Source organism: Belnapia sp. F-4-1 (genome assembly GCF_000802185.1).
Taxonomy (GTDB): Bacteria; Pseudomonadota; Alphaproteobacteria; order Acetobacterales; family Acetobacteraceae; genus Belnapia.
In genome coordinates this window covers 2,245,546-2,260,073 of record NZ_KN676113.1, presented here as the reverse complement: position 1 = coordinate 2,260,073, position 14,528 = coordinate 2,245,546, and the positions used below count along the sequence as shown (strand labels likewise).

The 14,528-nt window shown below is 68.1% G+C and carries 11 protein-coding genes and 1 pseudogene; 5 read left to right on the top strand and 7 right to left on the bottom strand.

Annotated features, from left to right (window positions below; genetic code table 11):
- The first annotated feature begins 17 nt into the window (after positions 1-17).
- From LH62_RS10910 to LH62_RS32680, 5 genes and pseudogenes are all read left to right on the top strand, one after another.
- Entirely contained in the window at positions 18-785 is a 768-nt protein-coding gene (locus LH62_RS10910) for an NTP transferase domain-containing protein (RefSeq protein ID WP_236552529.1), read from the top strand.
- Entirely contained in the window at positions 782-2,116 is a 1,335-nt protein-coding gene (locus LH62_RS10905; protein ID WP_082012477.1) for a lipopolysaccharide biosynthesis protein, read from the top strand. Before LH62_RS10910 ends, LH62_RS10905 begins: the two co-directional genes overlap by 4 nt.
- 17 nt (positions 2,117-2,133) lie before the next feature.
- On the top strand, positions 2,134-3,297 hold the full coding sequence (locus LH62_RS10900) for a sensor domain-containing protein (protein WP_201445466.1): 1,164 nt from the start codon (positions 2,134-2,136) through the stop codon (positions 3,295-3,297).
- Positions 3,290-4,420, top strand: a complete 1,131-nt coding sequence (locus tag LH62_RS10895) for a glycosyltransferase family 4 protein (protein ID WP_052214146.1) — start codon at positions 3,290-3,292, stop codon at positions 4,418-4,420. Before LH62_RS10900 ends, LH62_RS10895 begins: the two co-directional genes overlap by 8 nt.
- A gap of 197 nt (positions 4,421-4,617) precedes the next feature.
- Positions 4,618-4,830, top strand: a pseudogene (locus LH62_RS32680) (histidine kinase dimerization/phospho-acceptor domain-containing protein); the annotation flags it as partial.
- Between the two features lie 286 nt (positions 4,831-5,116).
- Here the strand turns inward: LH62_RS32680 and uvsE are convergent.
- The 7 genes from uvsE to LH62_RS10860 all read right to left on the bottom strand — a co-directional run bounded on the left by uvsE (position 5,117) and on the right by LH62_RS10860 (position 14,508).
- A complete protein-coding gene (gene uvsE, locus LH62_RS10890) occupies positions 5,117-6,217 on the bottom strand; it encodes a UV DNA damage repair endonuclease UvsE (RefSeq protein ID WP_052214144.1) in 1,101 nt (366 codons plus the stop codon).
- Complete coding sequence (locus LH62_RS29195) at positions 6,214-7,302, bottom strand: DHH family phosphoesterase (RefSeq protein ID WP_201445465.1); 1,089 nt, start codon at positions 7,300-7,302, stop codon at positions 6,214-6,216. Before LH62_RS29195 ends, uvsE begins: the two co-directional genes overlap by 4 nt.
- A gap of 199 nt (positions 7,303-7,501) precedes the next feature.
- Positions 7,502-8,230 carry a class I SAM-dependent methyltransferase gene (locus LH62_RS10880; protein ID WP_201445464.1) on the bottom strand — a complete coding sequence of 243 codons (729 nt, stop codon included), beginning with the start codon at positions 8,228-8,230 and terminating at the stop codon, positions 7,502-7,504.
- Positions 8,231-8,261: 31 nt separating this feature from the next.
- Positions 8,262-8,912: a class I SAM-dependent methyltransferase gene (locus LH62_RS10875; protein WP_043361236.1), complete on the bottom strand. Its 651-nt coding sequence runs from the start codon at positions 8,910-8,912 to the stop codon at positions 8,262-8,264.
- A 397-nt stretch (positions 8,913-9,309) separates the two neighbouring features.
- Positions 9,310-10,704 (bottom strand): M20 family metallopeptidase, encoded by a 1,395-nt coding sequence (locus LH62_RS10870; protein WP_043361234.1) that lies wholly within the window; start codon positions 10,702-10,704, stop codon positions 9,310-9,312.
- A complete protein-coding gene (locus LH62_RS10865; RefSeq protein WP_043361232.1) occupies positions 10,701-12,749 on the bottom strand; it encodes a hydantoinase/oxoprolinase family protein in 2,049 nt (682 codons plus the stop codon). Before LH62_RS10865 ends, LH62_RS10870 begins: the two co-directional genes overlap by 4 nt.
- The gene (locus LH62_RS10860) at positions 12,736-14,508 is read right to left on the bottom strand and encodes a hydantoinase B/oxoprolinase family protein (RefSeq protein ID WP_201445463.1); all 1,773 of its coding nucleotides are present in this window, start codon (positions 14,506-14,508) and stop codon (positions 12,736-12,738) included. The genes LH62_RS10865 and LH62_RS10860 overlap by 14 nt, the downstream gene beginning before the upstream one ends.
- Positions 14,509-14,528 lie beyond the last annotated feature (20 nt).

Sequence of the window (14,528 nt, the reverse complement as noted above, 5' to 3'; positions counted from 1 at the left end):
CCGGTGTCAGGGCTGGCGTGACCGCGTTGGTGCTGGCGGGCCAGCGCGGCGGGACGGATCCGCTGGCAGCCGCCAGGGGCGTGTCGCACAAGGCGCTGTTGCCAGTGGCAGGCGTGCCGATGCTGCTGCGGGTCGTCGCGGCGCTACGGGCGGCCCCGGCCATCGGCCGCATCGTGGTGTCAATCGAGCGGCCGGAGACGACGCTTGCCGCGCTGGACGGTCTCTCGGGTGTCATCCTGCGCCCGGCCGAGGCCAGTCCGGCGCGCAGTGCCGCGGCCATGCTGGAGGAATTCGGCACCCCCCTGCTGGTCACCACCGCCGACCATGCCCTGTTGAGTGCGGCGATGGTGACGCATCTGCTGAACGCCGCGCCGCCGGAGGCCGCCGCCCTTGCCGCCCTTGCCCGGCGCGAAACCGTCCTGCTGGAATTCCCGGAAACGCAGCGCAGCTGGTTGCGGCTCCGCGACGGTGCCTTCAGCGGCTGCAACCTGTTCCTTCTGGCGCGTCCTGAAGCGGCACGGGTGGTTGGCTTCTGGCGGGAGCTGGAACAGCATCGGAAGCGGCCGCTGACCATGGCGTGGACGCTGGGCCTGCTGCCGCTGCTGCGCTATGCGTTTGGAATGATGACGTTGCAGGGCGTGGCCTGGGCGCTCGAACGGCGCTGCGCCGTGCGGCTCGGCTTCGTCGAATTGCCCTTCGGTGCCGCCGCGGTGGATGTGGACAAGCCTTCGGACCTTGTCCTGGTGGAGGCGGCGCTGCGCCCCGTTGGCCGGAGCCCTGGATGAGCCGACGATGGGCGGTGCCACTCGGCGGCCAGAATGCCCAGGCGGACAGCGCGTTCCGCCATGCGCTGGAAAACGCCGTCTGGCTGTTCGGCGGCAAGGGTGCGGGTGCGCTGCTGAGCTTGGTCTATCTGGCGATCGTGGCGCAGACGCTCGGCGTGGCGACCTTCGGCGTTTTCGCCCTGATCCTGGCCTTCGGCCAGGTGATCGGAACCGTCGTCGGCTTCCAGTCCTGGCAGACGGTCATCCGCTATGGTGCCCGCCACCTGGCCGATGGCAAGGTCGGCCCTCTTCGCTTCGTGCTTGGTTTCACGACGGCCCTCGACCTCTGCGCTGGCGCTTTCGCCACGGTCCTGGCTAGCCTGGGCGCCCTGGCGGCCGGACGCACGCTGGGATGGTCAGATCAGGAAACGCAGTTGGCGGCCTGGTTCGGCCTGTCCCTGCTGTTCGGGCAGCGCGGGACGCCGACCGGAATCCTGCGGCTCTTCGCGCGCTTCGACCTGGCCGCCTGGAGCGAGTTCACCCTGCCCGTCACGCGGCTGCTTGGCACCTGCGCGGCCTGGGCAGCCGACGGTAGCCTGGCCGGTTACCTGATCGCCTGGGGCGTGGCGGAGCTGGCGACGACCGTGGTGATGTGGGCGACAGCCGCTTCGCAACTGCGTGCCCAAGGCGTTCCGGCCGGCCTGCCCCGGATACGGGGAGTGGCCGACGAAAACCCGGGGATCCTGCGCTTCGCGGTGCTGACCAACCTCACGTCCTCCATCGGCCCCATCTGGCAGCAGGTTCCGATCCTGGCGGTCGGCTGGATCGTCGGGCCCGCCAGCGCCGGTGGCTATCGCATTGCCATGCAACTCGGGACGGCGCTGACCAAGCCGGTCACCTCCCTCGCTCGGGCGCTCTATCCGGAGATGGCGAAGCTGACCGCGACGAGGGATGCCGCCGCGGTCCGGCTTGTCCTGGTCCGCGCCGCGCTGCTGACGACAGCCATCGGCCTCCTGGCGATCCTCCTTGTCGCCGTGGCGGGCGAGTTGCTCCTGTCGCTGATCGGTGGACCGGACTATGTCTTCGTTTACCCGATTTTCCTGGTGCTCACGATCGCGTCCGCCGTGAACCTGTCCGGTTTCGGGCTTGAGCCGGCGCTGGTCGCTTTGGGACGACCCGACAAGGCCCTGGTCGCCCGCAGCCTGGCAAGCATCTGCTACCTTGTCTTCCTCGGCGTCCTCCTGACCATGATGGGGCCGATCGGCGCGGCGTGGGCGACGCTGGCGGCGAACGCCTGCTCGGTGATGCTGTTGCACACCTCTTTCCGAAGGCTGGAGGCCCGGCTGGCATGAGCGCGCCGGATGCCGGCATGGCACCGCTGAAGGTCTGCTTCTTCCTCAATGCGCAGACCCACATGCTGATGCATACCGTGCCGATCGCAATCAGCCTCTCGCATGACCGGCGGTTCGAGACCCATGTGATGGCGGCGACCGCCGCCCATATCGAGCACGCGCGCGCCATGGCCTTGAAGGGTGGCGCGGGCCCGATCGGGTTCGAGCAGGTAGGCGGCAGATGGCTGGAGCGTGCGGCCCGCTTCACAGGCGCCTCCATTCCCCCGAAGCTGTTGAGCCTGGCCGTGGCCAGCCGGCGCCTGATGAGCTTCGACGCCGTCGTCCTGCCGGAACGGACCTCCTTGCTGCTGCGCCGAATGGGCTGCAGCCATCTTCGCTTCGTGCACACCACGCATGGAGCCGGGGACCGGGCCATCGGCTTCGATCCGCGTATCCGCCAATTCGACTTCGTGCTGCTGGCCGGCGAGAAGCAGCGCCGGCGCATGCTGGCCAAGGGGCTCATCCGCGAGGGCCGCTATGCGGTGGTCGGCTATCCCAAATTCGATGCTGTCGCGCTGTGCCGTCCGAAGGTGCCGACGCTGTTTCGCGACGAACGGCCCGTGGTACTCTACAACCCGCATTCCAGCCGGGCGCTCTCCTCCTGGGAAAGGATGGGCGAGGCGATCTTGCGGCAGGCCGCTGCCGAGCCGCGCTACAACCTCATCGTCGCGCCCCATATCAAGCTGTTCGACCGGCACGTCGACCGCCTTCGCGCCGAGCGACTGCTCGCCCCCTATAGATCCTGCGCCAACATCCATATCGATCTCGGCAGCAGCCGCTGCATCGACATGACCTACACCACCATGGCCGACATCTACCTGGGAGATGTCAGCAGCCAGGTCTACGAGTTCATCGCCAGGCCACGGCCCTGCCTCTTCCTCAATGCGCATGGCGTGGCCTGGCAGAGCGACGAGAACTACGCCCATTGGCGCTACGGCAGGGTTCACGACAGCGCGGACCGGATCCTGGATGCCCTGGATTCCGCGCGCGATGACCACGGCACCTATCTGGCGGCGCAGCAAAAGGGTCTTCAGGATACGTTCGACATGGGCCAGGAGCCACCTTCGGCACGGGCGGCACAGGCCATGGCGAAGTTCCTGCTGCGCCCGGCCGCCAAGGCGTCGGGTGGGTTCCATGCCTGACGCGCCCGGCCGTCTCTGGCTGGTCACCAGGGTTTACGCACCCGACGAAGGCGGGGTGCAGACCTATGCCGAAGAGGTGGCGCGCGCCTATGTCGCGCTTGGTTGGCAGGTAACGCTGTTTGCGAAATCCTCGGTCGGTCCCCGGCGTGAGACGAACGGTAAGCTCAGGCTGATCGACGTGGGGCCGGGTTCCAAGCTGCAGGTTCTTGTACGCCTTCACCGCGCCATGGCGGCAGCCTGGCGGGATGGCGAGCGTCCGGAAGCGATCCATGCCTGCACCTGGCGCGCGGCCATTCCGGCGCTGTTCTTCCGCCGGCGGCTGATTGTCACCGTCCATGGCCGGGAGATCGGCCGTCCGCGCGGCTTGGCCTTCCGGCTCATGCGCCTAGTGCTCGCCAGATCGGAACGCGTTGTCGCTGTCAGCGAGACGACACGCGACTTGCTCCTCCGGCGCCTCCCGCAGTTTGGGGCCCGTTGCATCGTTGCATGGAACGGTGTTTCCACCACGGCGATCCCTGCGTCGGGCGCTTCGCCCACCGGCCAAGGCGAGCCGCGCATCCTGACCCTTTGCCGGCTGGTGCCGCGCAAGAACGTCGCCACGGCGGTCAGGGCCGCTGCAGCATGCCACGATCGGGGCCTTCGCTACCACTATCGCATTGCCGGTCGCGGTCCCCAGTCGGCCGAGATCCAGCACGCCATCGATGCAAGCGCTGCCGGTAGCCGGATCGCGCTCCTGGGCTATGTCGACGACAGGCAGCGCGAGGTTGAGTTCCGGCAGGCGGATATCTTCCTTCATCCGCAGCTCGCGCTGGAAGCCGGGGATGAGATCGAGGGTTTCGGCATCAGCGTCGCCGATGCCATGGCGCATGGCCTTGTCTGCATCGTCGGAGCCGAAGGTGGGCCCGCCGAGCTGATTCAGCACGGCGTGACAGGCTTCGTCGTCGATGCAAGGTCCGAGGCTGCGATCACGGCGCTGCTCGAGCGGCTGATACTTGATCCCAAGCTACGCAGTCGCATAGGGGAAGCCGCGCGCCGCTGGGTTAAGGAGCACCTTTCCTGGCACCACCATTGTCGCCTTTGCCTTGATTGTCGGTCGGTATCGCGGGCTGGACACAGGTTATAGGAACGGCACGCATGGTCTTATAGTGGTCAAGTGGCGTTTGGCAGACGGCATTGGGGCGACGGCAGAGGCATCCGCAAATCTCGCGTGCCACGAAGCGCTTGAGGCAGCGGATGATCTCCTGCTTGCTCTTCCCCACGGCGTGGCGCTGGACGTGGGGACAGCGCTGACGGGCCACATCGCTGACGAGCGGCTGGAAAATGACAACGCCCGGTCGAGCGAGCGATGTCCGCAGCCTGGCCGCGCATGTAGTCCACGAGTTCGAGACGCCCCTGGCCGCGACCCACGGCGCCACCGAACTTCTAGCCGAGCACGGCAACATCATGTCGGAAGAGGAGCACACCGGCTTCGCCGAGGCGATCGAGGATGGGGCCATGCGGCTGGACCGCTTGGTTCGTGGCGTGCTCGACCTGGCGCGGGCAGATGTAACCATGGCCGGTGAGCGGACATCGCTACATCCGGCAGACGAGGCGGCGAGATCCGTGCAGGTTGCGGCAACGGTGTTCGACAACTTAATAAGCAATGAGCTGGCCCAGGCAGCCTCGTCACGGTCGGCGGTTGGCAAGGAATGCCAAGAGACCGTAGCCGATGAAAGGCTCGGCTTCTTGCCGGTGAATGCGGCGCGGGCCTTCGATCCATTCCTGACGACGGCACGGAGCGTGGCGGGAGCGGGCTTGGCCTCGTCCGCATTGACAACCGCTAATCCGGCGCGGTGTCTAGGCCCTCACCATCAGCTAAGATCTGCTGTTCCTCGACCTGCAACGCCGCCTCTTCGGCTGCCGCCAACCCGAAGCGCTGCGCCACGTCCGGTGCGTAGCGGAGCAGATCCAGGCGCAGGCGAATCAGCGCCAGGTCCTTGACCTTGGCTTCCAGCATCACATCAAAGTCGAGCCCTTCCGCGACGCGCATGAAGGTGGCAAATTCGAATGGGTTACAGAAGTCCGCATGTCCCGTGTTCACCGGTGGTACCAAAACTGTCTTGACCTTCCGCGTCCCCTTCTCCTTCCGCTTCAGCTCCCGCATCTCGGTGCGCGGCGACGAGAAGTGAACCTTGGGACGCTGACCGTCAGGCCAGGTTCGGAGTACTCGTTCGAGGGCATCGCGCATATCGAGCCGGTCCGGATTGAGGCACCAAAAGTGTTGATGGTCGAAGATCAGACGGACACCGGTCTGCTCGTGAATCCACAATATGTCCGATGCGGAGAACCGCAGGTCATCGTGCTCCAACACAAGCCGACGCTTCACATGCGCCGATAATTTGTTGTTCCATGTTTCCGCCCAACGGGCATTGGCCGTGGCGCGATCTCCGTAAGTTCCACCCACATGGATGACCATGACGGCTTCAGGCCCAAGCTCCATGCGGTCGAGCATCTCCGCCTGGGAGTTCAAGTCCGAGATGCTCTTGTCCACCAACGTCGGGTCGGGACTGTTCAGCACCACAAACTGCGAGGGATGGAAGCTCAGCCGAATGCCGAGCGATTTGGCCTTAGCGCCAAAGGCCCGCAGCTCGGCATCGCTATCGCGCACCATGGAATGGAACTGAGGCATGTCGGGATGCGTGGCATAGGGTGCCAAGTCGGAGGACAGCCGGTACATGCGGATGTCATGGCGGTCGAGGTAGTCCAAGGCTTTGTCCATGTACTCCAGAGACACCTTCAGGTGCGGGCTCTGTTGCCAGCGCCGGGTGTCGTTGCTCTTGATGTCCGGCGCCCCCATCAGCTTTACCGGAACACCCAGGCGGAGAGGTGCGGAGTTTGACCCAGCGGCATTCTGTAGTGAATTCCGATGGCGCGGGCTCATTCGGGCACCTGCTCATCCGCACCAAAGCCAAGACTGGCTACGAACTGGTTCCAAGCCGCGGGTTGCAATGCTCCGCCTGAAGCTTGGGCATGGCCATTTCCGTAGTTGATGGGATCGGCTCCTTCCGGCTTATGATCGCGAAAAAACTCGATAAGATCAGTGCCCTGACCAGTACGTGCAGCGAAATGCACCCAACCCGGGCGATACCCAGTGTTGGCTGCAATGACGATTTTGTCTTTGAGACGCCCCTTCCACTGCTGCGCGATGAGCGGATGAATCTGGCAGGCGGTGTGCAAGCGAATCAAAGCTATGTTGTTGCGGATGTGCGGAGCCGCACGGCGGCCTTCGGCCAGAGCGTCCTGCACCTCGGCCTTGGCCGCTTGCAGCAGCGCGGTTTCCGGGAAGTGGCCGGACAGCACGGCTTTGGGTCCATCTGCCTTGAGCAATAGAGCCAGCGCCGGGCCAGCGTCCCCACCGCTGGCCCGCCGTGGGGCATTCAGGAGGGAAACAGCGTTGCGGAGCGCAGTGATGCCCCAGCGCTCGCGCGCGGCAGCAAGCTCAGGAAAGCCGGACGCTTCTTCCATGTCGCCAATGATGCCGATAGCAGCGAGCCAAAGGAGATCGTCAACCTTCGTCATGGCGCCAGCACACCACCAAGCCAAGAGGGAGGTGGTAGGCGTTGGATGCAAGCCGTGACCGCTGACGAGAAGCGCCTCTTCCGGAGCTCCAGTGGGCACGTGGTGGTCGATGAGCACCGTAGCCATGCCAGGAAGCGGTGGCTCGGCACGGGTGCCCAAGTCAGCAACGATCAAGCCACCGATGTCCTGCGCGCGCAACTCAGACGCCATCTCTGGCGACCAAGCATTCTCCCCTCGACCAAGCAGCCTGACCTGGACTTGCCGGTCGCTACGCTGGAATGCGCGAGCCAAGATGGCTGCCGACGAAAGCCCATCCGCATCGTGATGACTGAGAACCAAAATCGGCTTTGCAGGGACGAAGGCCTCGAGGGCCTTACGAAATTCTCCGCGGCGTGCGGCTACCCAAGCTTCGGTAGGTTGATCATTCTCGAAGCTCTCATTGGACATAGTCCAACCACTCCCAACAATGCACGGTCGCAATATGCTGCTACGCCGTAGACAAGAATGGCTTCGGCCTTCGTGAGTTTCAGACGAGGGCGCCAGCAAGGATTACGAGGCGCGGCCGCCTATCCGCAACATGTGTCATATGAGAGGCTTGGCAGGATGCGGGCGTCTGGGCAGCTGTAAGCAGTGGCTGACGGCACCGTTACCGCACGCCACATGGTACAATATGTTCAGGTTCGGGTGGCTCCGCTGGAAATTCGAATACGGCCAGATAGATCGACCTCCCCTCGACCCAGTGCCAAGCCACTTCCCGGTAGCCTACAGCCGCGAGTTCACAGGACAGCAGGGCGCGGGGGGTGCCATGCGACAGCACAGGACCGTCCACATCCAGTATCGCCACCCGCCCGCCGGGCCGCATCGCCGGGACTAGGTTGGCAAGGAGGCCATAGGGCTGCGCGACCTCATGATACATATGGACCAGCAGGGCGAGGTCGACCGAACGCGGCGCCAGGCGCGGGTCATGCGGCGCGCCGAGAACGAGGGACACATTGCCGAGCCGCTCCCGCGAGACGCGTCGCCCGAGGCGATCGAGGGTACGACGCTCGATGTCCTCCGCGATCACCCGGCCCTCGGGACCAACCTGGTGCGCCAGCCGACTGACATAGTAGCCGGCACCGGCACCGATATCGGCCACCGTCACGCCAGGACGGATGCCGAGCAGATCGATAACCCGGCTAGCCTCCCCAGCCCGCTCACGGCTGTCCTCGCTCGCCCATTGGTCGGAGACAATACCGGCCACCGGACGTTGCGGCTTCGGAAACCGCTCGGCGGCGAAGCCGGACGGTCCCGAAGCCGACATCATCGCCTCGGGTGCGGCGGCGGAGCAAGCCGAGATGGCGAGCGCCATTGCGATGCACGCCAGCGCAGCCAAGACCGGCATCCAGATGACGCGCCCAACGCAACTAGCTCTCATTACCTTCACCCTTGCGCCCGATCACGGCCCAGAGGGGATCCCTGCCCCATTGTTCCGGTGGCACCAACTCGAGCGCCTCTACGCTCGGGAAGCCGGCACGCTGCAGATAGAGCGACACCAACCCGCACTGGTCCTCACCATCAAGGCCCTGCCAAATGGCCACCGCCTTGGTAGGAAAACAGCGATTGGAGAAGGTGATCGCCACGACGCCTCCTGGCCGCAGCACGCGCGCCACTTCGCGCAACACCTCGACTGGCCGTTGGAGGTACTGGATCGAGACGCAAATGCCGACCGCGTTCACGCTCGCGTCTCCGAGCGGCAGCCTGACATCCTTGTTCAAGTCCTGAACGAACCAACGGTCAAGCCGCTGGTTTGCGGCCAGCTCTGCCGCATTCATGCCGTGCCCGATGACTTCGGCGTAGGCAACCTTCTCCGGCAGGTGACTGACCCAACTTGACATCAAATCGAGCACCGTGCCGCCGGCCGGGAAGAGCGCGCGGTACAGTTCGGTCACGGCTGCGATGGCACTGTCGTCGATATGAGTGACGAAGCGAGGTTCGGCGTAGAAAATCGTGTCCGCCGAGGAATCAGCTTTGGCAAAGGCGCGTGGCGGCAGCTCGGGCAAACCGTCCTCGGTCATGACGGCCGAACTCCTCTGAGTGGCACCTCCCGGAAATAGGATAGCTCCTGGTGTTGCCAACCCGACAAGGAACAACTCGCTTAAGCAAATCGACCTCGCCAACCCGGGCATTCACCACTGCGGCAGAAGGCTTGGTCCAGCGCTGCCTAGCAACGAAGCCGAGCGTATTGCTGCGCGATCCGCCGCTGTACCCGCGCGGTCAGTCTCACCCTATCGAGCCTTGTTCAACGTCTGATGCCGGCTACGATGTTCGGATCAGGCTCACCACCTTGCTTCGCGCCGATGCGGTGCAGGCGGCTAAGGACGGCAGCCGGAACATTCATCCCGCTGGTTCCAGCAACATCCGAGCTCGGCAAACCATGTGCATTCGCAAACCCTGAAGCATACGCCTCCGGCGTCAGCGGCCCGGCCAGTCCTGTTCGCCCAAGTCCCAGAACAGGCCGGCCGCGATCGCCAGCCCTTCCCGCATCAGCGGCAGCAGCGCGTGCTCGTTCGGCGCGTGCTGGGAGCATCCGCTGTAGGAATGCGGGATGTAGATGGTCGGCAGGCCGAGGGTGACGGCGAAGCTGTCATTCGGTAGGGAGCCACCGGCATTGGGGATGACCATCGGGTCCTTCGCCGTACTGCGGCGGACCGACTCCGCGACCAGCAACGGCCAGGGCCCTTCCGGGTCCATCCGCGTCGCCGCCCATTCGGCGCCGCCCTTAACCTCCTCGACGCTCACATCGTCGAAACCCTGCTCCGCCAGGTGGCGGCGGATGGCGGGGATGAAGCTCTCCACCGGCCGGTCCACGGTGTAGCGGATCTGGCAGCGGGCGAAGGCCTCGGGCGGCACGGCGTTGACCGGCGCGGCGGGGTGGCCGGTGCTGAAGGCCAGGACCTCGAAGGTGTTCCAGCTGAAGACCTTCTCGGCGGAGGACAGGCCCGGCTCACCCCACCACTCGTCGATCCTCGGGCCGGTCGGTCCGCCGTCCACCCGGCACTTGGCCAGCGCTCGGCGGATGCTGTCCGGGATGCGCTCCGGCACGAGGTCGCGCACCAGCACGCGGCCGTTGCGGTCGATGATGCTGGCCAGGGCATGGGCCAGCCGCACGCCGGGATTGGCCAGCAGCCCGCCCCAATTGCCGGAATGGTGCCCGCCCTCGCGGTAGCGCACGCGGAGATCCAGGCTGATGGCGCCGCGGGTGCCGAGCGTCAGGGTCGGCACCTCCGGCACCAGGCGCGGCCCGTCGGAGGCGATCAGCACATCGGCTGCCAGCTCCTCCCGATGGGCGCGGCAGAAGGCGTCGATGCCGGGCGAGCCGACCTCCTCGCTCATCTCCAGCAGCACCGCGACGTTGAAGCCGAGGCGGCCACGGATGCGGCGCACGGCGTCCAGCGCGGCGAGGTTGGCGGTGAACTGGCCCTTGTTGTCCACGATGCCGCGGCCGTAGAGCCGCTCGCCGCGCTGGGTCAGCACCCAGGGGGAGAGGCCCGCCTCCCAGCCAGCATCCAGCCCCAGCACGGTGTCGCCATGCCCGTAGGTCAGCAGCGTCGGCAGGGCCGGGTCCTCGATCCGCCGGCCGATCAGGAAGGGGCCGCCGCGCGGGTCGGGGTTGGGGTGGATGGAGCAGGTGAAGCCCATGCGCTCCAGGTCGGGGGCGATCTCGCGCTCCAGATAGGCGTGGAGATGCGGGCCGCTCTCCGGGTCCTGGCTGGCGGTGGGGAAGGCCACGCGGCGGGCCAGGCAATCCAGCAGCGTGCCGTCGTCCAGCAGGCCCGTGGCGGCGGCGATGGCGGCGTCTCGCGTCATGCGTCTTCCTCCTCGCGGCGCAGCACCAGCGCGCCGTTCGCCTCCATCTCCACCGACCAGCCGGGCGGCACAAGGGTGGTGGCGTCGAGCTGGGTGACGATGGCGGGGCCGGCGAGGCGGTCGCCGGCGCCCATCGTCCCGCGGTCGTAGAGCGCTGCGTCCCGGCTGCCGCCGGCGAAATGCACGCGGTGGTGGCCGATGGGCGCGGCACCCACCCCGGGCGGGCAGGGGGCGGTGATGGTGCCGGCCAGGGCGCCGGTCGCCTCGAGCCGCAGGGTGACCATTTCCACCGCGGTGCCGGGCAGCTCGAAGCCGTAGAGGGCGCGGTGGGCGGCGCCGAACGCGGCCGGGGCGTTCGCGGCGCCGGACCAGGGCACCGCCAGCTCGGAGCCCTGCCCGGCATAACGCATCAGCACCACGCGGCGGGTGCGGCGCGCGGCGGGGGGCACCGCCTCCTCGGCGAACCAGGCTGTCGCCTCGGCCTCGAGCGCGGCGAAGGCGGCCTCCACGGCGGCGTCGCCCGCCTCCCCGGCATGGAGGCTGCGGCTGAACTCGGCCTTCAGGTCGGCGGCCAGCAGTCCCTGGGCGCAGAGCACGCCCGGCGAAGGCGGCACCAGCACGGTGCGGATGCCGAGCAGGTCGGCCAGGGCGCAGCCATGCAGCGGCCCGGCCCCGCCGAAGGGCACCAGGGCGAAGTCGCGCGGATCGTGCCCGCGCTCGACCGAGACCACGCGCACGGCGCCCACCATGTTGCTGTCGGCGATGGCGAGGATGCCGCGCGCGGCCTCGTGCAGGCCCATGCCCAGCGGCTCCGCCACGCAGCGGCGCACGGCCGCCTCCGCCGCCTCGACGTCGAGCGCCATGCGGCCACCGAGCAGGCGGGGCGGCAGGTGGCCGAGCACGACATGGGCGTCCGTCACTGTCGCCTGGGTGCCGCCGCGGCCGTAGCAGGCGGGGCCGGGCATGGCGCCCGCGCTCTCCGGCCCGACCGCGAGCGCCCCCGCGGCCGTCACGCGGGCGAGCGAGCCGCCGCCGGCGCCGATCGTCACCATGTCCACCATGGGCAGGGGCAGCGGCCAGTCGCCCACGCGGCCGCGCTGGGTGAGGGCGACTTCGCCGCCCTTCATCAGGCAGATATCCGCGGAGGTGCCGCCAATATCGACGGTGATGATGTCGGGGAAGCCTGCCGCCTCCGCCATGGCGCGCGCGCCGACCACGCCGGCGGCCGGGCCGGAGAGTGCGGTGACGGCCGGCGCCCGGCGGATGGCCGCGGCGCCGGCGACGCCGCCGTTGGACTTCATCAGCAGCAAGGGGGCGTCGATGGCGGCTGCGGCCAGCCGCCGCTCCAGCCGGCCGACATAGGTGGAGACGGCGGGCATCACCTGGGCGTTCAGGATGGTGGCGAGGCTGCGCTCGTACTCCCGGACCACCGGTAGCACCTCGGAGGAGGCGGTGACGGCCAGATCCGGCAGGGCCTCGCGCAGTGCCGCGGCCACCCGGCGCTCATGCGCGGGGTTGGTGAAGGCGTGCAGCAGGCAGACGGCGACGGCCTGCACACCCATCGCGCGGCAGGCCGCCACGGCATCTGCGAGGCTCGCCTCATCGAGCGGGGTGAGGACGGAGCCGTCGGCGGCGATGCGCTCCACCACCTCCACCACGCGCTCCGGCGGCACGGGGCGGGCGGGCTTGACCCAGGTGTAGAGGTTGGCGGCGCGCGGGATGTCCTGCCGTCCGATCTCCAGCACATGGCGGAAGCCGGCGGTGGTGACGAGGGCGGTGCAGGCCCCCTTCCCTTCCAGGATCAGGTTGGTCGCCACCGTGGTGCCGTGCAGCACCCGCCCAATGCCCTCGGCCGGGCGCCCGGCCGCCTCCAGCGCCAGGGCCACGCCGGTGAGGAAGGCCTCCGACGGGTCGGCGGGCGTGCTCGGGGTCTTCGCCGTCCAGGCCCGGCCGGTGTCGGCGTCTTGCAGGGTGATGTCGGTGAAGGTGCCGCCGATATCGACGGCGACCAACAGGTCGCGGGCGGGCATCTCAATCGAGGACATCGGCGTAGCTCCCGCGGTGGAAGGCCATGGCGGCGGGGCGGTCGGCGCGCAGCGCGGCAGTGGCGGGCGCATCGATCGCGCCGTCGTGGATGACGACGCCGTAGTGAAGGCGCGCCGCCTCCGGGCTGACCATTCCGCCCAGCACGTCGGCGAGGACGGCGGCCTCGGGCCGGTCATGCGGATGGCCGCGCCCTCCCCCACCGCCGGTCTCGATGCGCAGCACGTCGCCGCGCCGGAAGCGGTTGCCGTCGGAGAGCGGGCGGAGGGTGCGCTCGCCGGGCGCGCCGGGGTTCAGCACGACCCGGCCCGGGCCGCCGGAAAGGCCGCCATCGGCGCCCCAGGGCGGGTTCTCCACACCGTCGATGCGGACGGAGAGCACCGCCTCCTCCGCCATCACCTCGTATTCGCGCACCACGCCGCAGCCGCCGCGCCAGCGCCCCGGCCCGCCGCTGTCGCGGTTCAGGCCGTAATGGCGCATCCGAACGGGGTATTCGAGTTCGAGGAATTCGAGGGGGAAATTCTCCTGCGCGACGAAGTAGACGGCGTCGATCCCATCCGCGTCGTGGCGCGCGCCGTAGCCGACGCCGATGCCGTCGCTCAGCAGGAAGGGCGCGCCCGCCGCCATGCCGCGCAGCAGGATGATGACATAGGCCGCATGCGCCGCCGGTGCCCGGCCGCCCGCTACCGAGACCAGCCCGTTCAGCGCCGCCAGCACGCGCATCATCGTCAGCCCACGCATGCCGAGCGGCGCGGGGAAGCGCGGCTGCAGCAGCGAGCCCTCCCGCAGCCGCACCTCGTCGATGGCGCGCGGGCAGCCGGCATTCACCACCTGGGTCGGGTCGCCGCCGAGGAAGAGGAGGCCGAGCGCCATGCCCGGCACGTCGCGGTTCATCAGGAAGTTCACCGGCCCCGGCGACTGGTCGTCGGTCGCCGTGGCGTCGATGATGAAGCGGTCCTCCGGCGTGCGGGTCAGGGAGAGGCGGATGCGGAAGGGGCCGTTGCCGTGGCCGTCGCTGTCGATGCGGTCGGTGAAGCTGTGGGTGCCAACGGCGAAGGTCTCGCGCAGCCGGGCGCGCACCGTCGCCTCGGTGCGGGCGAGGAGCTGGGCCAGCGCATCGGCCAGCCGGTCGGGGCCGAAGCGCGCGGCCACCTCCCGCATCCGGGCCACGCCGAGCTCGACGCTGGCCATCAGCGCCCGCGCATCGCCCTGGACGAGGCCCGGGTAGCGGGAGTTGCGGTAGAAGATCTGCAAGGCGGCCTCGTTCACCTCGCCGTCGCGGATCAGCCGCATCGGCGGGATGATGATGCCCTCCTGGAAGATGTCGGTGGCGTCGGGGCTGATGGAGCCGGCGCGCAGCCCGCCGATATCGGCGAAATGCGCCCAGCCCATCACGAAGGCGACGCGCCGGCCCTCGAGGAAGACCGGCGCCAAGAAGACCTGGTCGTTGGAGTGGCTGACCGCGCCGCCGCTCTCGTAGCAGTCGTTGTACCAGTAGAGGTCGCCCTCGCGCATCGTCCCGACGGGAAAGCGCCGGAAGACGGGGCCGGTGATGTCGCCGAAGACCGGCACGTTGGAGCCGACGGCCATGACGCCCTCCGCGTCGAAGAGCGCGGTGTAGAAGTCCTTCTTCTCGCGGATGAAGGCGGACATGGCGGTGCGCTCCACCAGCGCCTCCATCTCCGCCTGGGCGGCGCGGATGGCGCCGCGCACGATCTCGAGGGTCACGGCGTCGCAGCGCGCGGGCGGGGCGTAGTCCATGGTGTGTCCTCGCTGATTGG